Annotated in this window: 29 protein-coding genes; 11 read left to right on the top strand and 18 right to left on the bottom strand. The window is 63.9% G+C overall.

The window, feature by feature from the left end; translation table 11 throughout:
* Window positions 1-116 precede the first annotated feature (116 nt).
* Entirely contained in the window at window positions 117-1,526 is a 1,410-nt protein-coding gene (locus ABH922_RS08330; protein ID WP_424806462.1) for a DUF349 domain-containing protein, read from the top strand.
* Between the two features lie 68 nt (window positions 1,527-1,594).
* On the opposite strand, the gene ABH922_RS08325 is transcribed toward ABH922_RS08330, so the two are convergent.
* Together ABH922_RS08325 and miaB are read right to left on the bottom strand one after the other, a co-directional pair.
* Complete coding sequence (locus ABH922_RS08325) at window positions 1,595-2,194, bottom strand: hypothetical protein (protein WP_424806461.1); 600 nt, start codon at window positions 2,192-2,194, stop codon at window positions 1,595-1,597.
* Window positions 2,182-3,711 carry a tRNA (N6-isopentenyl adenosine(37)-C2)-methylthiotransferase MiaB gene (gene miaB, locus ABH922_RS08320; RefSeq protein ID WP_424806460.1) on the bottom strand — a complete coding sequence of 510 codons (1,530 nt, stop codon included), beginning with the start codon at window positions 3,709-3,711 and terminating at the stop codon, window positions 2,182-2,184. The genes ABH922_RS08325 and miaB overlap by 13 nt, the downstream gene beginning before the upstream one ends.
* Before the next feature lie 212 nt (window positions 3,712-3,923).
* Between miaB and gluA the strand changes: the two genes are divergently transcribed.
* The 4 genes from gluA (at window position 3,924) to ABH922_RS08300 (ending at window position 7,269) form a co-directional block, all read left to right on the top strand.
* On the top strand, window positions 3,924-4,652 hold the full coding sequence (gene gluA, locus ABH922_RS08315; RefSeq protein ID WP_424809610.1) for a glutamate ABC transporter ATP-binding protein GluA: 729 nt from the start codon (window positions 3,924-3,926) through the stop codon (window positions 4,650-4,652).
* Window positions 4,653-4,764: 112 nt separating this feature from the next.
* Window positions 4,765-5,598, top strand: a complete 834-nt coding sequence (locus ABH922_RS08310) for a glutamate ABC transporter substrate-binding protein (RefSeq protein WP_424806459.1) — start codon at window positions 4,765-4,767, stop codon at window positions 5,596-5,598.
* A 97-nt stretch (window positions 5,599-5,695) separates the two neighbouring features.
* Entirely contained in the window at window positions 5,696-6,376 is a 681-nt protein-coding gene (locus tag ABH922_RS08305) for an amino acid ABC transporter permease (RefSeq protein ID WP_424806458.1), read from the top strand.
* The gene (locus ABH922_RS08300) at window positions 6,373-7,269 is read left to right on the top strand and encodes an amino acid ABC transporter permease (protein ID WP_424806457.1); all 897 of its coding nucleotides are present in this window, start codon (window positions 6,373-6,375) and stop codon (window positions 7,267-7,269) included. Before ABH922_RS08305 ends, ABH922_RS08300 begins: the two co-directional genes overlap by 4 nt.
* 248 nt (window positions 7,270-7,517) lie before the next feature.
* Here ABH922_RS08300 and recX read toward each other — a convergent pair whose 3' ends face one another.
* The 7 genes from recX to ABH922_RS08265 all read right to left on the bottom strand — a co-directional run bounded on the left by recX (window position 7,518) and on the right by ABH922_RS08265 (window position 13,240).
* Window positions 7,518-8,078, bottom strand: coding sequence for a recombination regulator RecX (gene recX, locus ABH922_RS08295; RefSeq protein ID WP_424806456.1), 561 nt, complete (start codon window positions 8,076-8,078; stop codon window positions 7,518-7,520).
* Between the two features lie 8 nt (window positions 8,079-8,086).
* Window positions 8,087-9,124: a recombinase RecA gene (recA, locus tag ABH922_RS08290; protein ID WP_424809609.1), complete on the bottom strand. Its 1,038-nt coding sequence runs from the start codon at window positions 9,122-9,124 to the stop codon at window positions 8,087-8,089.
* Between the two features lie 193 nt (window positions 9,125-9,317).
* On the bottom strand, window positions 9,318-9,512 hold the full coding sequence (locus ABH922_RS08285; protein ID WP_424806455.1) for a DUF3046 domain-containing protein: 195 nt from the start codon (window positions 9,510-9,512) through the stop codon (window positions 9,318-9,320).
* Between the two features lie 58 nt (window positions 9,513-9,570).
* Complete coding sequence (locus tag ABH922_RS08280) at window positions 9,571-10,740, bottom strand: glycosyltransferase (protein WP_424806454.1); 1,170 nt, start codon at window positions 10,738-10,740, stop codon at window positions 9,571-9,573.
* A gap of 42 nt (window positions 10,741-10,782) precedes the next feature.
* A complete protein-coding gene (locus ABH922_RS08275) occupies window positions 10,783-12,303 on the bottom strand; it encodes a glycerol-3-phosphate dehydrogenase/oxidase (RefSeq protein WP_424806453.1) in 1,521 nt (506 codons plus the stop codon).
* The gene (locus tag ABH922_RS08270) at window positions 12,300-12,968 is read right to left on the bottom strand and encodes a TetR/AcrR family transcriptional regulator (protein ID WP_424806452.1); all 669 of its coding nucleotides are present in this window, start codon (window positions 12,966-12,968) and stop codon (window positions 12,300-12,302) included. The genes ABH922_RS08275 and ABH922_RS08270 overlap by 4 nt, the downstream gene beginning before the upstream one ends.
* Window positions 12,969-13,063: 95 nt before the next feature.
* Window positions 13,064-13,240 (bottom strand): hypothetical protein, encoded by a 177-nt coding sequence (locus tag ABH922_RS08265; RefSeq protein WP_424806451.1) that lies wholly within the window; start codon window positions 13,238-13,240, stop codon window positions 13,064-13,066.
* Between the two features lie 225 nt (window positions 13,241-13,465).
* Here ABH922_RS08265 and ABH922_RS08260 point away from each other — a divergent pair, with 225 nt between their 5' ends.
* The 3 genes from ABH922_RS08260 to ABH922_RS08250 are packed head-to-tail and all read left to right on the top strand — an operon-like array spanning window position 13,466 to window position 15,351.
* Complete coding sequence (locus ABH922_RS08260; protein WP_424806450.1) at window positions 13,466-14,062, top strand: biotin transporter BioY; 597 nt, start codon at window positions 13,466-13,468, stop codon at window positions 14,060-14,062.
* 6 nt (window positions 14,063-14,068) lie between these two features.
* Window positions 14,069-14,749 (top strand): energy-coupling factor ABC transporter ATP-binding protein, encoded by a 681-nt coding sequence (locus ABH922_RS08255; RefSeq protein ID WP_424806449.1) that lies wholly within the window; start codon window positions 14,069-14,071, stop codon window positions 14,747-14,749.
* Window positions 14,746-15,351, top strand: coding sequence for an energy-coupling factor transporter transmembrane component T family protein (locus ABH922_RS08250; protein ID WP_424806448.1), 606 nt, complete (start codon window positions 14,746-14,748; stop codon window positions 15,349-15,351). The genes ABH922_RS08255 and ABH922_RS08250 overlap by 4 nt, the downstream gene beginning before the upstream one ends.
* Window positions 15,352-15,372: 21 nt before the next feature.
* Here ABH922_RS08250 and pspM read toward each other — a convergent pair whose 3' ends face one another.
* From pspM to pgsA, 5 genes are all read right to left on the bottom strand, one after another.
* Window positions 15,373-16,206, bottom strand: a complete 834-nt coding sequence (pspM, locus tag ABH922_RS08245) for a phage shock envelope stress response protein PspM (RefSeq protein WP_424806447.1) — start codon at window positions 16,204-16,206, stop codon at window positions 15,373-15,375.
* 30 nt (window positions 16,207-16,236) lie between these two features.
* Window positions 16,237-17,049, bottom strand: coding sequence for a PspA/IM30 family protein (locus tag ABH922_RS08240; RefSeq protein ID WP_424806446.1), 813 nt, complete (start codon window positions 17,047-17,049; stop codon window positions 16,237-16,239).
* A gap of 177 nt (window positions 17,050-17,226) precedes the next feature.
* Window positions 17,227-17,565, bottom strand: a complete 339-nt coding sequence (locus tag ABH922_RS08235) for a helix-turn-helix domain-containing protein (RefSeq protein WP_424806445.1) — start codon at window positions 17,563-17,565, stop codon at window positions 17,227-17,229.
* Between the two features lie 103 nt (window positions 17,566-17,668).
* Window positions 17,669-18,169: a CinA family protein gene (locus ABH922_RS08230; RefSeq protein ID WP_424806444.1), complete on the bottom strand. Its 501-nt coding sequence runs from the start codon at window positions 18,167-18,169 to the stop codon at window positions 17,669-17,671.
* A complete protein-coding gene (pgsA, locus tag ABH922_RS08225) occupies window positions 18,166-18,798 on the bottom strand; it encodes a CDP-diacylglycerol--glycerol-3-phosphate 3-phosphatidyltransferase (protein ID WP_424806443.1) in 633 nt (210 codons plus the stop codon). Before pgsA ends, ABH922_RS08230 begins: the two co-directional genes overlap by 4 nt.
* 120 nt (window positions 18,799-18,918) lie before the next feature.
* On the opposite strand from pgsA, the gene ABH922_RS08220 reads away from it, so the two are divergent.
* Both ABH922_RS08220 and ABH922_RS08215 read left to right on the top strand, forming a co-directional pair.
* The gene (locus tag ABH922_RS08220; RefSeq protein WP_424806442.1) at window positions 18,919-19,443 is read left to right on the top strand and encodes an amino-acid N-acetyltransferase; all 525 of its coding nucleotides are present in this window, start codon (window positions 18,919-18,921) and stop codon (window positions 19,441-19,443) included.
* A gap of 52 nt (window positions 19,444-19,495) precedes the next feature.
* Complete coding sequence (locus ABH922_RS08215) at window positions 19,496-19,780, top strand: YciI family protein (protein WP_424806441.1); 285 nt, start codon at window positions 19,496-19,498, stop codon at window positions 19,778-19,780.
* A gap of 58 nt (window positions 19,781-19,838) precedes the next feature.
* On the opposite strand, the gene ABH922_RS08210 is transcribed toward ABH922_RS08215, so the two are convergent.
* Window positions 19,839-22,307 (bottom strand): DNA translocase FtsK, encoded by a 2,469-nt coding sequence (locus tag ABH922_RS08210; RefSeq protein ID WP_424806440.1) that lies wholly within the window; start codon window positions 22,305-22,307, stop codon window positions 19,839-19,841.
* Here ABH922_RS08210 and ABH922_RS08205 point away from each other — a divergent pair.
* Entirely contained in the window at window positions 22,282-22,776 is a 495-nt protein-coding gene (locus ABH922_RS08205) for a hypothetical protein (protein WP_424806439.1), read from the top strand. The genes ABH922_RS08210 and ABH922_RS08205 overlap by 26 nt on opposite strands.
* On the opposite strand, the gene ABH922_RS08200 is transcribed toward ABH922_RS08205, so the two are convergent.
* Genes ABH922_RS08200 through dapA form a run of 3 tightly spaced genes read right to left on the bottom strand, consistent with a single transcriptional unit; the run spans window position 22,751 to window position 26,287 of the window.
* Complete coding sequence (locus ABH922_RS08200; protein ID WP_424806438.1) at window positions 22,751-23,374, bottom strand: TIGR03085 family metal-binding protein; 624 nt, start codon at window positions 23,372-23,374, stop codon at window positions 22,751-22,753. The two genes, ABH922_RS08205 and ABH922_RS08200, sit on opposite strands and share 26 nt — an antisense overlap.
* A 60-nt stretch (window positions 23,375-23,434) precedes the next feature.
* Window positions 23,435-25,381 (bottom strand): ribonuclease J, encoded by a 1,947-nt coding sequence (locus ABH922_RS08195; RefSeq protein WP_424806437.1) that lies wholly within the window; start codon window positions 25,379-25,381, stop codon window positions 23,435-23,437.
* Window positions 25,382-26,287, bottom strand: coding sequence for a 4-hydroxy-tetrahydrodipicolinate synthase (gene dapA, locus ABH922_RS08190; RefSeq protein ID WP_424806436.1), 906 nt, complete (start codon window positions 26,285-26,287; stop codon window positions 25,382-25,384).
* Window positions 26,288-26,330: the final 43 nt, after the last annotated feature.

The raw sequence follows: 26,330 nt of genomic DNA, 5'->3' as shown, positions 1-26,330 counted from the left end.
AGGTGGCGACCTGACACCCTCATACCTGCTTCAATAGTCGAGGAACGTGAGTACCGGGTTCAATGGAACCAGGAATGCGATCAGGCAGCCGTGACGCGCGGCAGAGACGAGGACCGATGACCGAGAACAGTGAACCCACCACCGGAACCGACAGCAGTTCGGCGGGCGAGGCATCGGTGCCCGCACCGGCGTCGACTCCCAGACCTGCCGGCCCGAAGCCCGGGGCCCCCAAGCCCGGTGGACCGCGCCCGGGCGGTCCACGCCCAGGCCCCGCCGCCGCGCATGGCGTGCATGCAACTGCGGCAGCCCCGGTAGGCGACCCGAGCAAGTTCGGTCGCGTCGAGGACGACGGCACCGCCTGGGTCACCACCGCTGACGGTGAACGTCGGATCGGGTCGTGGCAGGCAGGCGACGCGGCTGAAGGTCTGGCCCATTTCGGGCGACGGTACGACGATCTCGCGACGGAGGTCGGACTTCTCGAGGCTCGGCTCACCTCTGGCGCAGGCGACGCGAAGAAGACCAAGGCCGCAGCGTCGGCACTGGCCGAATCCCTTCCCACCGCAGCGGTGATCGGCGATCTCGACGCACTGGCGCAACGGCTCGCTGCGGTGATTTCCGGCTCCGACGAGGCTGCGGCGCACGCCAAGGAGGAAAAAGAGCAATCCCGCGCCACCAACACCGCCCGCAAGGAAGCACTCGCCGTCGAGGCCGAGCAGATCGGTGCCGACTCCACCCAGTGGAAGAGCGCAGGCGACCGTCTCCGGGAGATTCTCGACGAGTGGAAGACCATTCGCGGAATCGATCGCAAGGTGGACGACGCACTCTGGAAGCGGTACTCCAAGGCGCGTGAGGTGTTCAATCGACGTCGGGGTGCACACTTCGCCGAACTGGACCGAGACCGGGCCAGCGCTCGTTCGACCAAGGAGGAGCTGGTCGAACGAGCCGAGAAGCTGTCGACGTCCACCGAGTGGGGTCAGACGGCGGGAGAGTTCCGTGACCTGCTCACCGAGTGGAAAGCAGCCGGGCGGGCACCTCGCGAGGCAGACGACAATCTGTGGGCACGATTCAAAGGCGCCCAGGACGTGTTCTTCGCGGCCCGTAACGCGGCGGCCTCCGAGCGAGACGCCGAATTCGAGGAGAATGCCGCAGCCAAGGAAGAACTGCTCGCCACACACGCGAACATCGACCCGGCGAACGGCCTGGACAACGCCCGGGCGGCCTTACGCGATCTGCAGGAGAAGTGGGACGCGATAGGCAAGGTGCCCCGCGAGCGCATTCAGGAACTCGAGGCGAAGCTACGCGCCATCGAGACGAAGGTGCGCGACGCGGTCGACGAGCAGTGGCGTCGCACCGATCCCGAGGCGTTGGCGCGTGCGGCCCAGTTCAAGGAGCGCGTCGCCCAGTTCGAGGAGCAGGCTGCAAAGGCCCAGGCCGCCGGAAAGACGAAGGACGCCGAGAAGGCACTCGCCCAGGCGAACCAGTGGCGCGAGTGGGCGCAGGCTGCGGAAAACGCCGTCAACGACTGAGATCGGCTACGCAGACGGGGACCGACAGATTCTGTCGGTCCCCGTCTCACGTCCGGGTGGAGTCGGGATCAGCCGACGTTCCACTCGTGGTTCTTCTCCGCCTCGGCCGTGGCCAGCCGCCGCTCTTCTTCGGCGGCCAGTTGCAAGGACGTTCGAGTCCAGACCACCTTGAGCCAGTGGAAGGTCAGGAAAATGACCGTGAACCAGCCGATCACCAGGCCGATCGAGGGACCGGCGACATGAAATCCTGCCGGAATCGTCTGGCGCGACCAGATCGCCATCATGCCCAGGGCACTCGAGACGGCGGTACCGGCGAGAGCTACCCAGGAGAGCGCCCAGCGGCGAGTGACCAGGGCCAACATCGAGAATCCGATACCGAAGATCACGACGAACCACACGAACAACCGTGAGAAGAGCGCGATGCGTTCGCTCTGGGCGTCGGCGTTGAATGCGAGGACGTCCCATCCGTTCGCGACACCGGAGTGTGGGAGGGCCAAAGTTCCGACGAGGACGAGCACCGCCACCGCAACCACCACGGCGCGCAGTCCCGGATCGATCTCGCCGGCGATCTTGCGTTCGGCAGCTTCGAAGTCCTTCTGATGTCCGGCAATGCTGTCGTCGACTGTTCCCGACTTCGGATCTTCGTGTTTCGAACTCATGCGTTGCATCCCATCTGGACGGGTTGTGGGGCCGGGGCACCGACTCGAGGTAGACCGAGACCGACGCCGATGGGCGGAGTCTTCGGAGTGATGCCCTTTTCGAACGAATCGCCGGCGCGGGTACGCCGATGCGTGAGAACTCCGGCGTCGGCGACGAGGTGGTGCGGTGCACCGTGTGTGACGACGACAGTGACGACATCACCGGGCCGAATGGTGCCGTCGAGCGCACCTTCCGGCCGGAAATGGACGAGGCGTCCGTCACGAGCACGCCCACTCATGCGCAGTGTGGCCGCGTTCTTGCGACCCTCCCCTGCTGCGACGAGCAGTTCGACCTCGGTGCCCTCCAGTTTGCGATTCTCCTCGATGTTCACTTCTTCCTGAACGGCGAGAAGGCGCATGTACCGTTCCTGGACAACCTCTTTGGGGAGCTGGCCGTCCATCTCCGCGGCCGGAGTTCCCGGACGCTTCGAGTACTGGAAGGTGTACGCGTTGGAGAACCGGGCCTTGCGGACCACATCGAGGGTTTCCTGGAAGTCCTCTTCGGTCTCACCCGGGAATCCGACGATGATGTCGGTGGTGATGGCTGCGTGCGGCATGGCCGCCCGCACCTTCTCGATGATGCCGAGATACTTCGACTTGCGGTACGAGCGCTTCATGGCCTTGAGTACCTTGTCCGAACCCGATTGCAGCGGCATGTGCAGCTGCGGGCAGACGTTGGGTGTCGTTGCCATGGCCTCGATCACGTCGTCGGTGAACTCTGCCGGGTGTGGCGAGGTGAATCGCACCCGATCGAGGCCGTCGATGTGACCGCAGGCCTTCAGCAGCGAGGCGAACGCGCCGCGATCTCGTGGCTGCTCCGGATCGGCGAACGACACCCCGTACGCATTGACGTTCTGCCCCAGCAGAGTCACCTCGGACACGCCCTCGTCGACCAGCGCTTGAACCTCGGCGAGGATATCGCCCGGTCGCCGATCAACCTCTTTACCACGCAGGGCGGGAACTATGCAGAACGTGCAGGTGTTGTTACATCCGACGGAGATGGAAACCCAACCAGCGTAAGCAGATTCACGCTTCGCGGGCAACGTCGACGGAAAGGCCTCCAGCGAGTCGAGAATTTCGACCTCGGCCCTCTGATTGTGCCGAGCGCGATCGAGCAATGCAGGCAGCGAACCGATGTTGTGGGTGCCGAAGACCACGTCGACCCACGGCGCCTTCTTCACGACGGTGTCGCGATCCTTCTGCGCCAGACAGCCACCGACAGCGATCTGCATGTCGGGATTGGCCTCTTTGTTGGGCGCGAGCTGACTGAGATTTCCGTACAGCTTGTTGTCGGCGTTCTCCCGCACCGCGCAGGTATTGAAGACCACCAGGTCGGGATCTGTTCCGGGTGACGCCTTCGCGTAGCCCGCATCCTCGAGCAGCCCCGACAGACGTTCGGAATCGTGGACGTTCATCTGGCAGCCGTACGTCCGCACCTCGTAGGTGCGGACGGGCGATGCGGGAGGCGTTTCGTCGATCAGTGACACGCTTCAGACTAGCCCACGTCCACTACGTCGTGTAATAACGGCTACTCGAATACCAAAACCCGACATATGGGTCTCGCCAGTAAAGTTTCCATTACATCTGACAGGAACCCTGGCGAATTGCCCGGCGCGGACGCAAAATACGCCTATGGTTCTCGGGTATGAGCCAAGCCGACGATCCGCAGACACCGGCCAAGCCCGGAAGTACCACGTCCATGATCTCGATGACGTCGGTGGAGAAACACTTCGGTGAACTACACGTCCTCAAGACGGTGAACCTCGAAGTACCCAAAGGCCAGGTGGTGATCGTCCTCGGCCCGTCGGGCTCCGGGAAGTCAACCCTGTGCCGGACCATCAACCGACTCGAGCCCATCGACTCCGGGCACATCAGCATCGACGGACAAGTCCTGCCCGAGGAAGGAAAAGCGCTCGCCGCGCTGCGCGCCGACGTGGGCATGGTCTTCCAGTCCTTCAACCTGTTCGCTCACAAGACGATCCTCGAGAACGTCATGCTCGCACCCATGAAAGTGCGCAAGACCAAGAAGGACGACGCCAGGAAAGTCGCGGTCCAACTTCTCGAGCGAGTGGGAATCGCCAACCAGGCGGACAAGTATCCCGCCCAGCTGTCCGGAGGCCAACAGCAGCGCGTAGCCATCGCTCGTGCCCTCGCGATGCAACCCAAGGTGATGTTGTTCGACGAACCCACCTCTGCCCTCGACCCCGAAATGGTCAACGAAGTGCTCGACGTGATGACATCACTCGCCAAAGAGGGAATGACGATGCTCGTCGTCACCCACGAGATGGGATTCGCCCGCAAAGCCGGTGATCGGGTGATATTCATGGCGGACGGCCAGATAGTCGAGGACACCGAGCCCGAAGCATTCTTCACCCAGCCCAAATCCGAACGCGCAAAGGACTTCCTCGGGAAGATCCTTACTCACTGAGCTAGCTGACCTGCTCCGACACTGTCGCGATACACGCACACGTGCTGTCGCGGAGCACACCCACGCCGAGTCCACAGCCCCGTCCACATGTCATCAATCGAGAGGACTCTCCATGAAGATCGCACGGTCAGCCCGCTTCGCCATCGGAATTCTGGCGCTATCCTTCGTCGCCGCCGCCTGTGGCGGCGGTGAGGAGAAGAGCGCGTCCCAGAGCGCCGCAGACGGCAAGCTCACCATCGGCATCAAGTTCGATCAGCCGGGTCTCGGACTCCGTAACCCCGACGGCACGTACTCCGGTTTCGACGTGGAGGTAGCCAAGTACGTCGCAAACGAGCTCGGCGTCAAGCCCGACGGAATCACGTTTAAGGAAGCACCCTCGGCCCAACGCGAGACGTTGATCCAGAACGGCGAAGTCGACTACATCGTCGCCACCTACTCCATCACCGACACCCGCAAGGAGAAAGTCGGCTTTGCCGGCCCCTACTTCATCGCCGGACAGTCCCTTCTGGTCAAGGCCGACAACACCGACATCAGCGGTCCCGATTCCCTCAACGGCGGCAAGAAGCTGTGCTCGGTGACCGGATCGACACCGGCTCAGAATGTCAAGGACAAGTACGCCCAGGACGTCCAACTCCAGGAGTTCGACACCTACTCCGCGTGCGTCGAGGCTCTCCGTAACGGAGCGGTCGACGCGGTGACCACCGACGACATCATCCTGGCCGGTTACGCCGCTCAGTACCCCGGTCAACTCAAGGTTGTCGGACAGCCGTTCACCACGGAGAAGTACGGAATCGGCCTGGCGAAGGACGACTCCGAAACCCGCGGCAAGATCAATGACGCCATCGAGAAGATGATCTCGTCCGGTGCATGGGAAGCAGCGTTCGACAACACCGTCGGTCCGTCGGGATACCAGCTTCCGGCGCCGCCCACCGTCGACCGCTACTGACAGTTCGCGTCCCCGTCACGCGCTGCGTCTTCGGCAAGTCCGAATTCGCAGCGCGTGACGCCACCGACAGAGATCTCGTGATTCTGGGAGACTGCGCGTGAATCTACTGAGCAAATACGGCGACCAACTACTGGACGCCTTCTGGATCACGATCCAGCTGACCTTCTTCTCGGCGATCGGGGCCTTGATCATCGGGATCCTCGTCGCCGCCATGCGGGTGTCACCGATTCCGGTAGCCCGCGCGATCGGCACGGCATACGTGACGGTGTTCCGGAACACCCCGCTGACATTGATCCTGCTGTTCTGCCTCTTCGGCCTCTCGCAAACACTCGGCGTCACGCTGGCCGCGTCCGACTCTCCGACCTTCCTGAAAGACAACAATTTCAGGCTCGCAATCCTCGGGCTCAGCATTTACACCGCCGCATTCGTCTGCGAATCGCTGCGATCCGGAATCAATACCGTCCCGGTCGGCCAGGCCGAGGCCGGGCGATCCCTCGGCCTCTCGTTCGCCCAGAATCTGCGGCTGATCGTTCTGCCCCAGGCATTCCGCGCTGTGACCGCACCACTGGGTAGCGTTCTGATCGCTCTGACCAAGAATTCCACCATCGCCGCAGTCATCGGTGTCTCGGAGGCATCGGCGCTGATGAAGACGATGATCGAGAACGAGGCCGCCATCTTTGTCGTCGGCGCCATCTTCGCTCTCGGATTCGTGATCCTGACACTGCCCATGGGCTTGATATTCGGCAAGCTGAGCAAGCGTTTCGAGGTATCCCGATGAGCAATCGCGCCACCGTTCTCTACGACGCACCCGGCCCCAGGGCCCGCTCCCTGTATCGACTGGTATCTCTCGTCGTCCTCGCGCTCGTCGTTGCCGCGGGGTACGTCATCTATCGGGCCATGGACGACAAGGGGCAGATCACCAGCGAAAAATGGAACCCGTTCATCGAGTCCACGACATGGACCACGTACCTTCTTCCCGGCATCCGCGGCACGTTGGTCGCCGCGGCCATGTCGATCGTGTTCGCCCTGGTTCTCGGGTCCGCACTGGGAATCGGAAGATTGTCCGACCACGCGATAATCCGTAAGTTGTGCGGCGCGTTCGTCGAACTCTTCCGCGCCGTTCCCGTCCTGATCCTGATGATCTTCGCGTACCAGGTGTTCGCGGAATACAAGGTCTTCAAATCCTCGTACCTCGCACTCGCCGCCGTCGTCGTCGGCTTGACTCTCTACAACGGTTCGGTGATCGCCGAGATCGTCAGGGCCGGCATCAACTCGCTACCCAAGGGCCAGAGCGAGGCGGCGAAGGCACTCGGAATGCGCAAGACCCAGATCATGGTGACCATCTTGCTTCCGCAGGCGATCACCGCCATGCTCCCCGCCCTCATCTCTCAGATGGTGGTGGCGCTCAAGGACTCTGCGCTGGGATACCTCATCGGCTACGTCGAATTGGTCCGGCAAGCACAAAACTTGAGCAGTGTGTACGGAAACTTCCTCCCGGCACTCATCGTGGTTGCCGCGATCATGATCGTCCTCAACTCCGCCCTGACGTTCCTCGCCACGAGGCTCGAACATCGACTTCGATCAGGAAAGCGAAAAGGCAAGGGGCCGGTAGCTACTCCGGTCGCCGGCGCCGATCTGGCCGCACCCGGGCTCGACCTCACCAAACACTGATCTCCGCCGCGGCTCGGGGTCCTCGCCGTATCGGCGCGGACCCCGAGCCGGGTCAGCTCTCGACGCGCCCGAGCCACCGCGAAACGTGTCGACAGTCTCTGTGGGACGAAATCCTCGTGCCCATAGCGGTTTCCGGCACCGAGGTACCTGGTGAACAGGAATCCCGGGCTGAACGTGAACCGGAACTGGGTAGTGGTCGCCGATATCGGCGACCACTACCCAGTTCCGCAGTTGTTCAGCGGCATCAGCTATTCGGCGGCAGCCGTGACTTCTGCCTTGACCACCTCGTAGGACATACTCGCCGAGTATCCCTTTCGCGCGAGCATGGCTACCAGTCGTCGCGTGATCTTGTCTCGATCGTCGATCGGTTTGTTGCGTAGCTTTTTCCGCACCAACTCCACAGCACGTTCACGCTCGTCGTCCGGGTCGATTTGCGAGAGAGCCTCTGATGCGGTTTCCTGATCGATTCCCTTCAGCCGTAACTCGACTGCCAGGGCACGCTTGCCCTTACCGGAATACGTGTGCCGCGAATGCACCCACTGATGTGCGAAATCCGCGTCGTCGATCAGCCCGATCTCCTGAAGTCTGTCGAGAACACCGGAAATGATCTCGGCCTCGAACCCCTGGGCCACGAGTTTGGTCTCCAACTCGCTGCGGCTACGCGCTCGGTCGGTGAGCAGACGCAGGCATACTTCTTTGGCCTGCGCCGCCGTTCCACCTTCCGTCCTCGGGGCCGACCGCCTCGATCGGCCCCGAGGACCACCCTCGTACGTGGCACCGTCGACGGTCTCGCCGTCATCGGGACGCATGTCGACTCTCAGAAGTCGGCGGGTGCTTCATCGGCTGCAGTGACATCTGCCCCGATACCCAGCTTTTCCTTGATCTTCTTCTCGATCTCGTCACGGATATCGGTGTTCTCGAGCAGGAACTTACGAGCGTTCTCCTTGCCCTGACCGAGCTGGTCACCTTCGTAGGTGTACCAGGAACCCGACTTGCGGATGAACCCGTGCTCGACACCCATGTCGATGAGCGAGCCTTCCTTGCTGATGCCATGACCGTAGAGAATGTCGAACTCGGCCTGCTTGAACGGCGGAGCCACCTTGTTCTTGACAACCTTGACTCGAGTGCGGTTACCGACCGCGTCGGTACCGTCCTTGAGCGTCTCGATGCGGCGGATGTCCAGGCGTACCGAGGCATAGAACTTCAATGCCTTACCGCCCGTTGTCGTTTCGGGAGAACCGAACATGACGCCGATCTTCTCGCGCAGCTGGTTGATGAAGATCACCGTGGTACCGGAGTTGTTCATTGCACCGGTGATCTTTCGCAGTGCCTGGCTCATGAGTCGCGCCTGCAGGCCGACGTGACTGTCGCCCATCTCGCCCTCGATCTCGGCGCGGGGAACCAGCGCTGCCACCGAGTCGACGACGACGATGTCGAGCGCACCGGAGCGGATCAGCATGTCGGTGATCTCGAGCGCCTGCTCACCGGTATCCGGCTGGGACACCAGAAGCGCGTCGGTGTCGACGCCCAACTTGGCGGCGTAGTCGGGATCGAGTGCGTGCTCGGCGTCGATGAAGGCCGCAATGCCGCCGTTGGCCTGAGCATTGGCCACCGCATGCAATGCGACAGTGGTCTTACCGGAGGATTCCGGACCGTAGATCTCGATGACACGGCCGCGTGGCAGACCGCCGATACCCAGAGCGACGTCCAGAGCGATGGAACCGGTGGGAATGACGGCAATGGGTTGACGCACACCCTCACCCAGACGCATCACCGAACCCTTGCCGAAGTTCTTGTCGATCTGTGCCAGCGCCAGATCGAGCGCCTTGTCCCGGTCGTGAGCCTGTGGTGCCATCGTGGTCCCCATTCGTCGAAGTCTTCTTCAGTGGTGTTGCGATCAGGGTAGATCCGGCTACCGACAAACTGTTCGCTCGAGCCGTTCGACCGACAACCTGCAGCTATCGAGATCGCACGACGCCACAGAACTTCCACAGCATAGACGAACATCTGTTCGAATCACAGGTGAGAATCGTCGAACGTCTCGGGGTTCAGCGACGGGACGGCGGTACGTCGAACTCGACACACAGGGCCCGCCACACCTCGCGTGGATCCCAGCCCGCTTCCACCGCCTCTGCAGCGGTCATTCCGTCCAGGCTTGTCAGGACGTGATCGACCAGCATCGAATCACCCCGTATATGCCCGAACTCGTCGTGTATCCGTTCGTGGAATTCGGTCAATCGCACAGCCGCCACCGTAGTCCAGGTACGAGATCGGTGCGCTCACGCACTGGTCGAAGGCCGTTCACCGGCGTGAATCGGCGTCACCGGCCAGCACAGCACGGCAGACCGACACCGGATCGAACACCTGCGACGCCGAAGCGGCCGCCGCCGCTGCCGCGTGCCGGTACTCGGCGTCACCGAGCACCGTCGAGACCGCATCCCGGATCGACACGGGATCTGCTGGACGCACGATTATCGAAGTGCCGGCACGAGCCGCTCGATTGGCCAGCTCCCATTGGTCTCCGCCGCCCGGAACGATCACCGTCGGCACTCCGGCCAGAAGCGCTTTCGCCAACATCCCGTGACCTCCCCCACATATCAAGACCGCCGCGTCACGCAACATGACATCTTGACGACCTAGACCGGCGCGAACCCATTCCGGGTGAGAACCGTGGTCTCCGTCAAGTACCGACGCGATCAATCTGACACCTGTACCACTCAAACCCTCGATCGCGGCCTCGAGCATGCCCACCGCACCGGTATGGGCAGTGGACGGTGCCACCATCACCAGCGGAGCAGTCCCGGCGGGCAGCGCCACGACGTCCGGTGTCGGCTCCCACAGCAAGGGCCCGACGACGTACGCGTGGTCCGGCCAGTCCGGTCGCGGCAGTTCCAGCGCCGGGAGGGTGGCGATCAACCTGGCATCGGGGCCGGGATCACGCGCCGGTAGACCCACACTCACGCGAGCTTTGGAGCGTTGCGCCACGCCCTGTTTGATCGAGCGTCCGGTAGCTGCTCGCATGAGTACATCACGCAGGCGTCCGCGCACCCCGGTGCCCGGAGCCAGTCCACTCCCGATCGGTGGCAGGCCACGCGAAGGCGAATACAGCGGGTGCGGAGACAATTCCACCCATGGAATCCCCAGTCGCTCGGCCGCCAAACCACCTCCGGCAGTGAGGATGTCGGAAACCACGAGATCGACGGCGAGCGCGTTCAGATCAGCAAGCAGTTCGGTGGAGATGTAGGCCGCCCGCGAATGAATTCGGGCACCGGCATCCAGATCGTCGTCCTCCGGGCGCGGCGTCAGACCCTTGAGCAACTGCGCCTCCACACCCGCAGCCCGAGCCGGTTCCAGCCATCGGGCACCGGTGAACAGGATCGGATCGTCGCCGGCCACGCAGAAGGCACGGCACAAGGCGATGGCGGGAAACGCATGACCCGGGTCCGGTCCGGCTACCACTGCTACGCGCACGAGTAGACGATGTCACACCGGGCGACCATCACGTGCATCGCGTCAACGGCGCGAGAGCACCTGCTCCGCCGCCTCGACCACTCGTTCGCGATCCGCCTCGACCAGACCGACCCGGGTACGGCGGTCCAGAATGTCCTCGACAGTCAATGCGCCCTCGTGTGTGACGGCGAACTCCAGTTCCGCTCGTGAGATCTCCACACCGTTCACACAGTCGGTGCCGCCCGATGCGACAGCCGGAGCCTCCGTACCGTACCGAGCCACCACCCCGGCCGGTGCCGCGATCTTCCTCAGAATCGCCGCAGGCGCCGCCCCCACCAGCGGAACGTCGCGGGTTCGGCACGGACCGGCACCGAGTGACGCCGCGGTCATCGCCGTGTCCAACGCGTCCTGCGCCATACGTCGATACGTGGTGAGCTTGCCGCCGACCACGGTCACCACACCCGAATCCGAACGCACGACCGCGTGATCGCGGGAGAGATCCGCGGTAGAGCCCGCACCGGTGTCGAGCAGTGGTCGTAATCCGGCGAACGACCCGAGAACATCCGCACGGGTCAGCGGGTCCTCCAACGCCGTGTTCACCGTGGCGAGGAGGAAATCGATCTCACCGTCGGACGCGTGCGGAACCTCTGGCACCGGCCCGGGTGCAGCTTCGTCGGTCAAACCGAGGTAGATGCGGCCCAACTGCGCGGGCAACGCGAAGACGAATCGGTTGCTCTCCCCCGGTATCGGAACCGTCAAGGCGGCGGTGGGGTTCCCGAGGCGAGCGGCGTCGAGCACGACATGAGTGCCCCGACTCGGCCGCAAGGTGATACTCGGATCCACCTGATCTGCCCAGACCCCGGTCGCATTGATCACCACACGGGCGCGTAACAAGAACTCGGAGCCGGTCAGCTCGTCTCGAAGTGTCGCCGACGTACCGGAGACGTCGTATGCGCCCACCCTGGTCAGAATGCGCGCACCGTGCGCCGCCGCTGTACGCGCTACCCCGACCACCAGCCTCGCATCGTCGATCAGCTGACCGTCGAAGGCGGTCAGTGCACCCCGCAGCTCGTCGCGCCGAAGCCCGGGTACCAACTCGCGCGCCTGGTCCGCACCGATGGTTCGCGAGCGCGGCAACACCGACGCGGGCGTGCGGGCCGCGAAGCGAAGCGCATCGCCGGCCAGAAAACCCGTACGCACCAACGCTTTTCCGAACAACGACGTAGGCGGAAGCAACGGCACCAGTTGCGGCATCGCACGGACCAGATGCGGCGCGGTGCGCGTCATGAGAATCCCACGCTCGACGGCACTCTCCCGGGCTATCCGGACATTGCCCGAGGCCAGGTAACGCAAGCCACCGTGAACCAGCTTGGAACTCCACCGGCTGGTCCCGAACGCGAGGTCACGCTTCTCGACGAGTGCCACACCGAGTCCTCTGGTCGCCGCGTCCAGAGCCACGCCGACACCGGTGATGCCGCCACCGATCACCAGTACGTCGACCGAGTCGCCGTCAGCCAACCGTTCCAGCTCACGAGTGCGACGCGCAGCATTCAGAGCTGTCGACCCGGGAAACACACCACTCACGATCGCCCCTCGTGCCGCGAGTTCGCCGAGGGGGTCAAATACGCCGTCACCGCGTCACGGAGGTGTTCGACTGCGGCCTCGGCCGACAGCCGATCACTGACAGTCGGGGCCGAGACGACCACCGCCTGCGCCATCAACAACACCATCGCCGCAATCTCGTTCACGTCACCGGCACGGATGGAACCGTCGCGGTGACCGGCTTGCACCAGCGCGGTGATCACGTCGAGTATCGACTTCTGGCTGGTTCCGAGACGGTCCACCACGTACGTGATCAGCAGTGCCTGATCCGTCTGCCGGATCTTCACGAACAGTGGATGGCCACCGATCGCAGCCGTTACTTCGCCCAGCGCAGCCACCAACTGCGACAATGCCGTTCCCGATGGTCGCATCTGCGGTAACAAGTCACGGATTTCACGAGTGAGCAGGTCCGCTACCACGCCCCTGGTGTCGGGCCAGCGTCGGTACACGGTGGGTCTACTCACGCCTGCACGCCTGGCAATCTCCGCCAGCGTCGTTCGCTGCATCCCGACGTCGAGGACACACGAACGTGCTGCGTCCAGGATCAAGTCGTCCATTTCGGGTCCGGAGACACGTGAATTCACTGGTGCGAGTCGATCCCGGACCCCATCTGCATCGGCCCGGTCATCTGCGTTACGGATTGCCATCGTGTGTAACACGCTACCGGAAGCGCTGCTGTCGAAACATATCCGAGTGAACGGTCGGTGGATATTCTCGCTTCCAACCGGGGATACGCGACAAATCAGAAACGAGAAGCGGATGAATTGTCGTCACTACCGGACATCGCCTTCACCAGGAAATAAATTCCGGCACCGATGACCCCGACGACAACCAACCAGAACAACCCCTTGATCAAAGCACCGACCACGGCGAGCGCCACCCATACGAGAACGACCGCCAGCACGATTTTCCAGAACATGTCCTACCTCCAGTTGCAGATCAGAACGGACTCGCGATCCGCAGTCCGTACATCCAGAGTGACAGGTCGAGGACGGTAAAACACCCGCCGAGCGGCAAGTTCAGGCAAAGATCAGGGATCACCCCGAGACTGCACAGGTCCGTCAACCCCGGCCCTCCCTGAGAAATCGCGCACTGGCGTAAACTCGCGAAGTTACATTCCGTACGCCGAAGGAGCACTACCGCAGTGTCCAGCAATCGAATTCCCGCTCGCGATCTCGCGCACGTCGCCGTGTTCGCCGCGCTCATCATCGCGCTCGGGCTACCCGGTGCCATCAACATCGGCATCTCCGGCGTACCGATCACTCTGCAATCTCTCGGTGTGATGATGGCCGGCGCACTCCTCGGACCGCGCAAAGGCGTCCTGGCCGTCCTGACCGTCATCGCCCTCGGCCTGGTCGGTCTCCCCGTACTGGCCGGTGGCCGTACATCTCTGACCGCTTTGGCAAGCCCCACCTCGGGGTTCCTCGTCGGCTGGATCGCCACGGCGTTCGTCATCGGCTGGCTGACCGCCAGGATGCTCCCCAAGTACCGGATCGTCGCCGGAGTCGGTATCAATCTGCTCGGCGGAGTCGTCGTTCTCTACGTATTCGGCATTGTCGGAATGATGATCCGCGGGCACCTGAGCTTCACCGCTGCCTGGGCCGCCAACGCCGCGTTCATTCCCCTCGACGCCGCCAAAGCCGTCGTGACCGCCGCGGTCGCGTCACAAGTTCACCGCGCCTATCCTGCGCTTCTGCGCGACTCGACGGTGCAGAACGCGAAACCAGCCGTCGCAAACTGAACAACGATGAACGAGATCCTCTTCGACGGCGTCGGGCACAGCTTCGGTGACCGACCAGTCCTGCGCCACGTCGATCTGACGCTCACCGAACAGCGGATCGGAATAGTCGGTTCGAACGGGAGCGGCAAATCGACGCTGGCTCGCATGATCAACGGACTCGTCGTACCCACGTCCGGGCACGTGACGGTCAACGGACTCGACACCGCCAGAAAAGGGCGCGACGTTCGAAAGCAGGTCGGCTTCGTCTTCACCGATCCGAACCACCAGATCGTCATGCCCACCGTCGCCGAGGACATCGAATTCTCGCTCCGCCGAAGCGGACTCGGCAAGGCCGACCGGGCCGCGAAGGTAACGTCGGTACTCGAGCGATTCGGTCTCGCCGGTCACGCCGATCACCCCACTCACCACCTGTCCGGCGGGCAGAAACAACTGCTGGCGCTCGCCGCGATCATGGTGACCGAGCCCAGAGTGCTCGTCGCGGACGAGCCCACCACACTGCTCGACCTTCGAAACTCACGGCTCATCAGCGCCGTCTTCGAATCCCTCGACCAACAGTTGATCGTCGTCACCCACCAACTCGAACTGCTCTCGTCGTTCGAACGGGTGCTGGTGATCGATCACGGCGAGGTCGTCGCAGACGGCCTCCCGAACGAGTCCATAGCCACATACCGGGCCCTGGTCTCGTGACCACGCTCGGCGTCTACCGACCCGGCCGCTCTTTTCTGCATCGGATGCCCACCGGGGTCAAACTCCTCGGCCTGGTGCTCGCAATCGTTGCCGTCTCGGTGTTCGTACACAAACCGTGGCACCTCGCACCGCCTGCCGCACTTCTCGTCGCCCTGTACGTCGTCGCCCGCATCCCGGTCCGCGATGCACTCCGACAACTGCGCCCGGCCCTGTGGATGCTGCTCTTCATCGGCACATTTCAATGGATCGTCGCCGGCTGGCACCGTGCGGTGGTCGTCTGCGGAGTGTTGATCATCTCCATCGGGTTCGCAGCCGTCATGGGTCTGACAACTCGCATCTCCGACATGCTCGACGCCATCACCCGTTTTCTGGCACCACTGCGCAGAGTCGGACTCGACCCCGACCGGATTGCTCTCGTCTTCGCGATGACGGTCCGCTGTATACCGCTGATCTTCGAGGTGATCACCAAAGTCTCCGAGGCCCGAAAAGCACGCGGGCTCGGCTTCTCACTGCGTTCCTTCGTCGCCCCAGTCGTCGTCGGCACCCTCATGACCGCCGACGCCATGGGCGAAGCGCTGGCCGCTCGCGGCGCGGACGACTGACACCACGAACCGGCCTACGGTTCACGAGTGTCTTCCGGTGATGTCGTCCACCTCGCCGATGGCATCGGCCAGAGCGGCGAGTCGCTCGGCCGCCGATTGCAGAGCCGAGAGCTGACGGTTGAAACCCACCATCGTGGACGGCGGGTGCGGTGCGGTCAACGCTGCAGCCGCAGACACCAGATCCTCGAACTGCGACAGTCCGGCCCCGAGCTCACGCACCGCCCCCTGCAGCGTCGGCGCCAACGTGGCACCGACGGTCGGGGTGGCCGAGACCGCCCGCTCCACAGCAACGATGTCCGAGGAGACGGCGAACATCGCGCTGACAGCCGAGTCCGCGATCTCGGTGATCTCGTCCAACTCCGCCGGATCGATCGTGTCCGCTCGTCGAAGAACACCCAGAATCTCGAACAGTGACGTCTCCGCACCGACCACGCGCGAGATCGGAATGAACGCGGCCGACGACGACGGTGGCAGACGATGCACCGGCTGCAGGTTCTGCACCGAATTGCTGCTCATCGATCGGTAGCGACCGAACGCCACCGCGGCCGGAACCGCGCACAAAGCTGCCCCACCACCAGCGAGAACCACCGACCACTCGGGTGCGGATGCGACGAGCAGACCAGCGGTACCCACCGCCGATCCACCGGAGACAAAACCCCACCGCTGGGCGCGTCGACGGGCCCGCGCTCGCTGACGTTCGAACTTGACGCGTGGGTCACGCCACCGGCGAGCAGCGTCGGATGCCGACGCTCCGACATCGCGAATGGTGTCCGCGGCCTGCGTGATCGCGCCGAAAACACTCGAGACGGTGGATCCGTGCGGGTGCTCGGATCGACCGTCTCGACGTGAAGCCATCAGTATTTTTCCGTAATCGACGTGAAACGGCTACTGGCCGGTGGTTCCGGCGGCAGGCGGCTGCTTCTCGATGGACGGCGTCGCCGGAACCGCCGACGATCCGCCTGCTCCCAACGCATCACCCTTCATCGATGCCCGGATCTGCTCCAAGCGGCTGTGCCCGGCCATCTGCACCGATGCCTGCTGCACCTCCATCATGCGACCCTGAACCGAGTTCTGTGCCAGTTCCGCGGAGCCGAGCGCATCGGCGTAGCGGCGCTCGATCTTGTCGCGTACGGCGTCGAGGCTGGGAGTGTTACCCGGCGCGGAGAGAGTGCTGTCCATCGAGCGCAGCGACTCGCTCACCCGTTCTTGCATCTTGGCCTGCTCGAGCTGGCTCAGGAGCTTGGTTCGCTCCGCGACCTTGGCTTGCAGGGTCATGGCATTCTGCTCTACGGCCTTCTTCGCCTGAGCAGCTGCCTGCAACGACTGATCGTGCAGGGCCTTGAGGTCTTCGACACCCTGTTCCGCCGTCACCAGCTGGGCAGCGAAGGCCTCGGCGGCGTTGGTGTACTGGATTGCCTTGTCGTTGTCGCCGGCAGCTGCTGCCTGATCGGCGAGGTTGACTGCCTGACGTGCATTGGCATTGAGCTTCTCCACCTCGTCGAGCTGGCGGCTGAGCTTCATCTCGAGTTGACGTTGATTGCCGATCACCGACGCAGCTTGCTGGGACAGCGCCTGATGCTGGCGCTGCGCGTCCTCGATCGCCTGCTGAATCTGCACCTTCGGATCGGCCTTCTCATCGATCTTGGAATTGAAGAGTGCCATCAGGTACTTCCAGCCCTTGACGAAAGGATTAGCCATGGGTTTGTTCCTGCCTCCATCTGATGCGCCGCGCCGTACGCGACCCGGAGCGCGACCCTCGCGCACCGCAACAGGGGCTGCGCCCTGCGAAACTAGGGCTGCGCCCTCCGAGCTCTACCCCCACCCGCTGGAACAGGCGGTTGATAAACACAATCTATCGGTTACGGCCGCTGATGGTTACGCGGCAGCCAAACTGCGTGCGTTCGGAGCCGGAATGACCACACGAGTGTCGCGAGCGATGCTCGGCGACGTCGATACCCCAGCGTCCACGGCAGGAGCCTTCTTGGTGGCGAGCGTCTCACTCACATCCACCAGCACGTCCGACAGCGGTACCGCGAGCGCGTCGCAGATAGCTGCCAACAGTTCGCTCGACGCTTCCTTGCGTCCTCGTTCCACCTCGGACAGATAGCCCAGGCTCACCCGCGCACTGTTCGACACCTCACGTAGCGTGCGGCTCTGCGAAACGCGCGTACGCCGGAGACTGTCACCGATTGCCTCACGCAATAGCAGCGCCATCTCGCTCCTCCTTCATCGTTCACCTCATCGCGCCGGTCCGTCTTGTCGACGATCGACGCTTCTCGTCCGTCAACGTCCGAACACGACCGATTGGTTCCCGAGCCTATCGTGCCGCACGCTCGGCGACACGTTCGCGCAGACGCGACACGGCCGACAACACTGTCTGCCGACGAATCTCCCACCTGTCGCCTGCCAATTCCAGCGTGTCACAAGTGACTCCGGTCGGCCCCGCGACACCGAGATACACCGTTCCCACCGGGTGCCCGTCCTGCTCTGCCGGACCGGCCACACCCGTCAGCCCGACACCCCAGTCGGCGCCGCAACGATCGGCCGCACCGGTCGCCAACGCCCGCGCAGTGCGCTCGGAGACCGGGCCGTCCTCGGTGAGACGGTCCGGGTTCACCCCCGCCAAGGTTGCTTTGAGATCGGTCGCGTAGACGACGAGACCGCCGCGCAGGACTGCGCTGGATCCGGGGACCGAAGCCACCGTCGCCGCGAACAACCCTGCCGTGAGCGACTCTGCCGACGCGACACTCTCACCCACCGCCACCAACTCGGCGACCAACTCGACCACCTCCGGCACGAGAAGGGGATCCGAGCTCACGACTCGACCGCCCGTACACCGACGCGAAGCCGAATCGCCTGAACGACGTACTCGGCACCGGTTGCGACGGTCAGAACCACGGCGGCGGCCATCAGCGCAGAACTGACCGTGCTCCAACCGTCAGGCAGGGGACACAGGTAGAACCCGATGGCCACAGCCTGCACCAGAGTTTTGAGCTTGCCACCCTTACCTGCGGGGATCACGGCATGACGCAGGACCGCGAAACGCAGCAGAGTGATTCCGAGCTCACGAGCGATGATCACACCCGTCACCCACCAGGACAGATCGCCGAGCATCGACAACCCGATCAGGGCGGCACCGATCAACGCTTTGTCCGCGATCGGATCCATCAACTTGCCGAAGTCCGTCACAAGGCCGTACTTGCGGGCCAGCTGACCGTCGATCCGGTCCGTGATCGCCGCGACGACGAAGATTCCCATGGCGCCGAGTCGCCACCCCGTCGAATGCCCGTCGTCCGCGAACAGGGCGAGCAAAAACACCGGGACCAGAACGATCCGGATCATCGTCAAGATGTTCGCGATGTTGAAGAGCGGCACTTCGGTGTCCGCGGAATGCGAGCCGAGTGGGTCCGAAACCACAGCGCGCCGGTCGTCGCGAGGAACACTCATCGGCTCACCGCGACAGCGGTGTTCCGAACCCGGGACAGATCCGGGCGGCTTGGGAACTTCAAGGGGCGGACAGGCACGCGACTTAGAATATCGGTACGGCGATTGACTAATGTGCACCACATGACTTCGACCTCGCCGACACCCGCCGAAAGCCCGCTGATCGTGCGGCGGGCGCGAACGTCGGACGTGCCCGAGATCAAGCGCCTCATCGACATCTACGCCGGTCGCATCTTGCTGGAGAAAAATCTGGTGACGCTCTTCGAAGCCGTTCAGGAGTTCTGGGTCGCCGAACGGAATCAGCAGGTCATCGCGTGCGGAGCCCTCCACGTGCTGTGGTCGGATCTCGGCGAGATCCGGACCGTCGCAGTCGATCCCACCGCGAAGGGGCAAGGAGCCGGCTACCAGGTGGTCGACAAGCTGATCGAGGTGGCCAGAGAACTCGAACTCGAACGGATTTTCGTTCTGACGTTCGAGACCGATTTCTTCGGAAGGCACGGCTTCACCGAAATCGACGGAACCCCGGTGACCGCGGAGGTGTACGCCGAAATGTGCAGGTCGTACGACGCCGGCGTCGCCGAGTTCCTCGACCTCAGTTATGTGAAACCCAACACACTCGGGAACACTCGTATGCTCCTGACACTTTGACCACCTGACCATTCACCTCCCGATCGAAATCCCACAATCGAAAGCGGTTCAGATGTCGTTGTTCCTCGTCCAGTACACCTACACGGCCGAAACCAGTACCCAGCGCGGTGAGGTTCGCGCCGATCATCGAGCGTGGCTGGGAGATCTGGTGGAGCGCGACATCGTCGTGTCCTCGGGTCCGTACGCCGACGGCAGCGGTGCGTTGATCATCGTCGAGGCGGCCGACCTGGACACCGTCCGCCTGCTGTTCACCCACGACCCGTTCGCGATCGCCGATCTGATCGAGACCGCGCTGTTCACCGAATGGGTTCCGGTACTCGGTCAGTTCAGTTCCTGACTCGGCATCGACGGGTGGAGCGTGTACGAGCACCCACCCCACCCGTCGACGCCGGCCGTCAATTCTCTGCCGGTGCCTCGTCCGGATCGCCACCACGGATGGACCACAGCAATCCGTCGAGTTCTTCCGGCTTCATGAGAACCTCACGGGCCTTGGAGCCTTCGCTCGGCCCGACCACTCCGCGGTTCTCCATCAGGTCCATCAGGCGACCGGCTTTCGCGAAGCCCACCCGGAGCTTGCGCTGCAGCATCGACGTCGAGCCGAACTGACTCGTGATCACCAACTCCACCGCTTGGAGCAGGACGTCCATGTCATCGCCGATGTCGGGATCGACGTCTTTCTTCTCCCCGACCTTCTGCGCCGTGACACCTTCGGTGTATTCGGGTTCGGCCTGGTTCTTGGCGAAGTCCACCACCGCCGTGATTTCCTCGTCGGTGATGAACGCGCCCTGCATACGGGTCGGCTTACCGGCGCCCATCGGCAGGAACAGTCCGTCACCCATACCGATCAACTTCTCGGCACCCGGCTGATCGAGGATGACCCGCGAGTCGGTCAGCGAGGACGTCGCGAAAGCCAGCCGCGAGGGCACGTTCGTCTTGATCAGGCCGGTGACGACATCCACCGACGGCCGCTGGGTGGCCAGGACGAGGTGGATGCCCGCCGCGCGCGCTTTCTGCGTGATCCGCACGATGGCCTCTTCGACGTCGCGGGGTGCGGTCATCATCAGGTCGGCGAGCTCGTCGACGATGGCGAGGATGTACGGATACGGCCGGTAGACGCGTTCACTGCCCAACGGCGCGGTGATCTCACCGGACTTGACCTTGGAGTTGAAGTCGTCGATGTGACGTACCCGGTTGGCTTGCATGTCCTGGTATCGCTGTTCCATCTCCTCGACCAGCCAGGCCAGCGCGGACGCTGCCTTCTTCGGTTGCGTGATGATGGGTGTGATCAGGTGCGGAATACCCTCGTACGGTGTCAACTCGACCATCTTCGGGTCGATGAGAATCATACGGACTTCTTCAGGCGTGGCGCGTGTGAGCAGTGAGACGAGCATCGAGTTCACGAAGCTCGACTTACCGGAACCGGTCGAACCCGCCACGAGCAGGTGAGGCATCTTCGCCAGGTTGGCACTGACGAAGTCGCCTTCGATGTCCTTTCCGAGCCCGATCAGGAGCGGATGGTGATCGCGACGTGTGCTGGGCGCGTTGAGGACGTCTGCCAGTCGCACCAGTTCGCGGTCGGAGTTGGGCACCTCGATCCCGACGGCCGACTTGCCGGGGATCGGGGCGAGAAGCCGAACGTTGTCCGTCGCGACGGCGTATGCGATGTTTCGCGCCAACGCGGTGATTTTCTCGACCTTCACACCCGGTCCGAGTTCCACCTCGTACCGGGTCACCGTCGGGCCGCGCGTGAAGCCGGTGACGGCAGCATCGATCTTGAACTGCTCGAGCACTTCGCTGATCGCTTCGATCATCGCGTCGTTCGCAGGACTGCGTAGCTTCGGCGGATCGCCCTCGATCAGCAACGACGTCGACGGCAGGGTGTAGTCGCCGTCGGTCACCCGATCCGTGACGAACTGCTCTGCCTCCTCCGGTTCGGGGTCCGGCTTGGGGACGGGCTTCGCGATGGGCACCGAACGGGCCGGATTCTTGGCTCGGGCAACGGGGGCCGCGGCGGGTGGGCTCACGGGCACCGCGACCGGGGCCGGCGGCTCCGGTTCGGCCGTGGCCGGCTCGTCGGGGTTCCACAAGCCCAGAACCTCTGTCTTCTTGTCGCCCGAGTCGAATTCGTCGGTCGGGTAGTTGTCGATCGGCGCCCGGCGGGTAGATCGTTTGGACGGGCGCAGCGGCGGCTCCGCGTACGTGTCCACCGGGTAGCCGTCCGCGTCGAACTCGGCACCGTCGAAGGAGACGTCGTCGTACCGATGGTCGTCGTAGTCGTCGGGACCGAAGTCCGATCCGTAGTCGTGGAAGTCGTCTCCGCCGACAGAGGTACCGAAGAAGGAATGGAACTTGCCCGGAACCTCGCGCAGGGTGGTCCCGGTCAGGAGAAGCACACCGAAACCGGCTGCGATGACAAGCAGCGGAATGGACAGCCAAGCGGTCAATCCGTTGGTCAACGGACCGCCGATCAGGTATCCGAGCATGCCGCCGCCGTTGGCCCGATCGGCAGCGGTGGTCGCCGATCCCGTTGCGACATGCCAGATTCCGAGCGCGGGTAGTCCGACGAGGAGCGAGCCCATCACCAAGCGGGCTCGAATTTCGGGGCGCGGTTCGGTGCGCATGAGGATCACGGCGATTCCGACGCCGATGATCGGGAGAAGAGCGGACGCCGACCCGAGCACGGAACGTACTGCGGTCTCGATCCCGCCGCCCACCGGCCCCCCGGCGGCGAACCAGACGCTACCTGCGACGACGACACTGAAGGCGATGAGACCCAAAGCGATTCCGTCGCGACGGTGACCGGCTTCGATATCGCCGACCTTGCTGACGGTCCGGGTGGTGGCGCCGACGCCGCGAGCGGCCAAGGACCATCCGGCTCCTACTGCTTTTCCTACCGAGGCGAGGGGGCTGGACTTGCGGACGGGCTTGGCCGCCGGTCGTCTGGACGATGCGCCTGCGGTCTTCTTCTTCGCCGCCGGTGTGGACGACTTGCCTCGACTCCCGCTGCTCTTACCGGTACGCGCCGACGCCGCGGCGCTGCGCGGCGTCGAGACGGTTCGGGTGGTGCGGGAAGATCGTGGCTTTGCACCGGTTCGCGGCGCGGACGCCGACGACCTGGTGGTCGAGTTCCTGCTGGTCGAGCTTCTGGATGTGGACGCGCTCGTACTGGATTCCCGGGCGCTCGACTTACCTGCCATGGCGTCCAGGCTAGTCGGTGCAATCGCGACTGGACCATCCGCAACACCAGCAACAGCATGTTCGTTTGTCGATCGAGTGTTCGAACACCCTGAATCCGTGTCGATCCGCGTCAGAAGCTGCGGTCGAGGGTCATGACCGATTGCACGTCGGTCAACTCCCCTTTCGCGTCGACTACAACTTCGTTTCGACCGAAGGCGTGCAGGAGGAGTTCTGCGGGCTCACCTTGCAAGATCACGCTGCGGGAACCGGATTTGCGAACCAGCGCGCTCTCGCCCGACGGTCGCTCGAAGACCACTTCGACGCCGGCCTTGCGATATCCCAACTTCGCTACCTGTTTGGCGTACTTCCACAACTGTTCCTGACGGTCGCCGTCGAGGACTCTCGGTTTCCAGTTGACATGGGCACGACGGACGTCTTCGTGGTGCACGAACATTTCCGTGGTGTTGGCCTGCGCGTCGAACCAGTACATCGGCGACCAGCGGGGCGGCCCTTGCCGAACGTCGTCGAGCAACTCCGGCCAAGGGCGGGCGGCGACTGCCGCGCGGACCTTCTCGGTGTGGCCCGCCAGAGCGCTGATCATGATGCCGGGCGCCGCGTCCGGGCGCCGTTCACGAACAATCAGATGCGCTGCCAGATCACGGGTGGTCCAGTCCCCGCACAGCGTTGGCGCGTCGGGGCCGAATTCGGACATGCTGTCCACGAGGGCCAGCCGTTCGTCATGGGCGAAAGTCACAAGCCCCAAGGTACTCGCGTCAGTGACGGACGCGAGTACCTCGGCTTCACCGGTAGTCGATCACGGTACCGCGATGACGGTGGGAACGATCATCGGGCGACGACGGTACTTCTCGGCGACCCATCGGCCGACCACACGTCGAACCGACTGCGCGATGCGGTGCGCGTCGATGACGCCCTCGCTGTTGAGGCGTAGCAGGTCGGATTCGACCAGCTCTGCTGCGTCCTTGAGTGCGGTGGGGTCGTCGGAGAAGCCGCGGCCGGACACCTCGGGGGTGCTGACGGTCCGTCCGGTGGTCTCGTTGATGACGACGGTGATGGCGATGAAGCCGCCCTCCCCCAGCACCAGACGGTCCGACAGAGTGGGTTCGCCGACGTCACCGACGGAGAGACCGTCGACATAGACATGTCCGACCGGCACCCGGCCGACGATTTCGGCGAGTCCGTCGACCATGTCGACGACGACGCCGTCCTCGGCGAGCACGATGCGCTCTTCGGGAACACCTGTTGCCTTGGCCAGGGCGGCATTGGCACGCAAATGCCGCCATTCGCCGTGGACGGGCATCGCGTTGGTCGGACGGACCGCGTTGTAGAGGTAGAGCAGTTCACCGGCGGAGGCGTGACCAGACACGTGAACTTTAGCGCTCTGCTGGGTGACGACGGTGGCTCCCCGCTTGGCGAGACCGTTGACAACTGCGAACACCGAGTTCTCGTTGCCCGGAATCAGTGAGGACGCAAGGACGACGAGGTCGTTGGCGCGGATGTTGATCTGGCGATGTTCACCGCGTGCCATCCGTGAGAGCGCAGCCAGGGGCTCGCCCTGCGAACCGGTGGAGATGAGGACCAGACGGTCGTCGGGAAGATTCGCCGCGGTGTCGATGTCGACGACCAGCCCGTCCGGCACGGTGAGGTAGCCGAGATCCTGGGCGATCTGCATGTTGCGGACCATCGAGCGGCCGACGAACACGATCCGACGGTTGTAGCGGGCCGCGACGTCCACCACCTGCTGGATGCGGTGGACGTGGCTGGCGAACGACGCCACGATCACGCGTTGCTTGGCCTTGCCGATGACGTTGTCGAGCACGCCGCCGATCTCACGTTCCGGGGTGACGAAGCCGGGGACTTCGGCGTTGGTGGAGTCGACGAGGAACAGGTCGACGCCTTCGTCGCCGAGGCGCGAGAAGCCCGCGAGGTCGGTGAGTCGGCCGTCGAGCGGCAGCTGGTCGAGCTTGATGTCACCGGTGTGCAGGACGACCCCGGCGTCGGTGCGGATGGCGATGGCCAGCGCGTCCGGAATCGAGTGGTTGACAGCGAAGTACTCGCAGTCGAACGGGCCGTGGCTGGTGGTGTCGCCTTCGACGACCTCGACCAGGTTCGGACGCAACCGATGTTCGCGGCATTTGGCTGCGACCAGGGCGAGGGTGAACTTCGCACCGACCACAGGGATGTCCGCACGCAGGCGCAACAGGAACGGCAGCGCACCGATGTGGTCCTCGTGGCCGTGCGTGAGGATGACGGCTTCGACGTCGTCCATGCGGTCTTCGATGTAACGGAAGTCGGGCAGAATCAGGTCGACGCCGGGCTGCTGGTCCTCCGGAAAAAGGACACCGCAGTCCACGATGAGCAGCTTGCCCTTGTGTTCGAAGACCGTCATGTTGCGGCCGATTTCCCCGATGCCACCGAGAGCGACGACGCGCAGTCCGGCCGCAGGGGCCTTGGGCGGGGTACCGAGACGACCGGTGGGATCCACGGCGGGTTTGGTCTCCGGACGCTTGGACCCCCGTCCGCTCCCGGACTTCGCTGCAGCCGGACGGCTACCCCCGGAAGACTTGCGGGGCGACTTCGCCGCGGCCTTCTTCGGCGCCGCGGCCGGTTCGGCCACTGCGACTACCTCGGGGACTGCCGGTGTTGCCGGGGCATCGACTACTGGTGTGGCCTTTTCGGGCGCCGGGGGTGAGGGCGGTCCGGCCTGGCGGCTGGCACTACGACGTCGGGGGGGACGGGTCATTTACAGAACTCCTGCCGCATGCAGATCGGCGGCTAGCCCGTCGATCTGCTCGTGAGTGGGGGCAACCTGCGGAAGGCGCGGCTCTCCGACATCGATTCCGATGAGTCGAAGTCCCGCCTTCGATGCGCTGACGCCGCCCAGACGGGCGACGGAACGAATCACAGGGATCAAACTGAGATTTATCTCGCGTGCCCTGGCGGTGTCGCCGGACACAAACGCTGTGTGCAGATCGCGCAGTCGACCGGGCACGAGGTGACCGATGACGCTGACGAATCCGGTGGCTCCGACGGACAACCACGGAAGGTTGAGTGGGTCGTCGCCGGAGAAGAACTGCAGATCGGTGGTGCCGATCAGTTCGGCGCCTGCATTGAGGTCACCCTTCGCGTCCTTGACGGCGCGGATACGCGGGTGCTCGGCGAGACGACGAATCGTCTCCGTCTCGATGGGCACCACGGAGCGGGGCGGAATGTCGTAGAGCATGACGGGTAGGTCGGTGGCGTCGGCAACTGCGGTGAAATGGGCGAAAAGGCCGGCCTGCGGGGGGCGGGAGTAGTACGGGGTGACCACGAGAAGTCCGTGCGCGCCTGCTCCGGCCGCGTCCCGCGCGAGTTCCACACTGTGCGCGGTGTCATTGCTGCCTGCCCCGGCGATGATCTTGGCGCGGTCACCGACTGCGGCGATCACGGCCTCGAGCAGGTCCAGCTTCTCCGCCTCGGTCGTGGTCGGAGATTCACCGGTGGTACCGGCGAGCACGAGTCCGTCGCAGCCGTTGTCCACCAGATGGGCTGCAAGACGCACGCCAGCGTCGACATCCAACTTTCCGTCGGGGGTGAACGGGGTCACCATCGCGACGGACAAGGTGCCGAACGGACGCTCGACGAGAGAAGCGGGATCACCGTAGGTCATGGTCAGAAGGTTACCCGGTATGGCCGTGCGTTCTGCACACGAG

It is taken from the genome of Rhodococcus sp. 27YEA15 (assembly GCF_049739425.1).
Taxonomy (GTDB): Bacteria; Actinomycetota; Actinomycetes; order Mycobacteriales; family Mycobacteriaceae; genus Rhodococcus_F.
The sequence above is the reverse complement of the archived record's forward strand: the minus strand, read 5'-3'. Positions and strand labels throughout refer to the sequence as shown.

What these genes read in the sequence shown, in the direction of transcription:
- ABH922_RS08325 (WP_424806461.1), bottom strand. Translation starts at nt 2,194, where the DNA reads ATGCAACGCATGAGTTCGAAACACGAAGATCCGAAGTCGGGAACAGTC.
- ABH922_RS08255 (WP_424806449.1), top strand. Translation starts at nt 14,069, where the DNA reads ATGAACGAGATCCTCTTCGACGGCGTCGGGCACAGCTTCGGTGACCGA.
- recA (WP_424809609.1), bottom strand. Translation starts at nt 9,124, where the DNA reads ATGGCACCACAGGCTCACGACCGGGACAAGGCGCTCGATCTGGCGCTG.
- recX (WP_424806456.1), bottom strand. Translation starts at nt 8,078, where the DNA reads ATGCGTCCCGATGACGGCGAGACCGTCGACGGTGCCACGTACGAGGGT.
- ABH922_RS08220 (WP_424806442.1), top strand. Translation starts at nt 18,919, where the DNA reads ATGACTTCGACCTCGCCGACACCCGCCGAAAGCCCGCTGATCGTGCGG.
- dapA (WP_424806436.1), bottom strand. Translation starts at nt 26,287, where the DNA reads ATGACCTACGGTGATCCCGCTTCTCTCGTCGAGCGTCCGTTCGGCACC.
- ABH922_RS08265 (WP_424806451.1), bottom strand. Translation starts at nt 13,240, where the DNA reads ATGTTCTGGAAAATCGTGCTGGCGGTCGTTCTCGTATGGGTGGCGCTC.
- ABH922_RS08215 (WP_424806441.1), top strand. Translation starts at nt 19,496, where the DNA reads ATGTCGTTGTTCCTCGTCCAGTACACCTACACGGCCGAAACCAGTACC.
- ABH922_RS08330 (WP_424806462.1), top strand. Translation starts at nt 117, where the DNA reads ATGACCGAGAACAGTGAACCCACCACCGGAACCGACAGCAGTTCGGCG.
- pspM (WP_424806447.1), bottom strand. Translation starts at nt 16,206, where the DNA reads ATGGCTTCACGTCGAGACGGTCGATCCGAGCACCCGCACGGATCCACC.
- ABH922_RS08310 (WP_424806459.1), top strand. Translation starts at nt 4,765, where the DNA reads ATGAAGATCGCACGGTCAGCCCGCTTCGCCATCGGAATTCTGGCGCTA.
- ABH922_RS08240 (WP_424806446.1), bottom strand. Translation starts at nt 17,049, where the DNA reads ATGGCTAATCCTTTCGTCAAGGGCTGGAAGTACCTGATGGCACTCTTC.
- pgsA (WP_424806443.1), bottom strand. Translation starts at nt 18,798, where the DNA reads ATGAGTGTTCCTCGCGACGACCGGCGCGCTGTGGTTTCGGACCCACTC.
- gluA (WP_424809610.1), top strand. Translation starts at nt 3,924, where the DNA reads ATGATCTCGATGACGTCGGTGGAGAAACACTTCGGTGAACTACACGTC.
- ABH922_RS08235 (WP_424806445.1), bottom strand. Translation starts at nt 17,565, where the DNA reads ATGGCGCTGCTATTGCGTGAGGCAATCGGTGACAGTCTCCGGCGTACG.
- ABH922_RS08195 (WP_424806437.1), bottom strand. Translation starts at nt 25,381, where the DNA reads ATGACCCGTCCCCCCCGACGTCGTAGTGCCAGCCGCCAGGCCGGACCG.
- ABH922_RS08300 (WP_424806457.1), top strand. Translation starts at nt 6,373, where the DNA reads ATGAGCAATCGCGCCACCGTTCTCTACGACGCACCCGGCCCCAGGGCC.
- ABH922_RS08270 (WP_424806452.1), bottom strand. Translation starts at nt 12,968, where the DNA reads ATGGCAATCCGTAACGCAGATGACCGGGCCGATGCAGATGGGGTCCGG.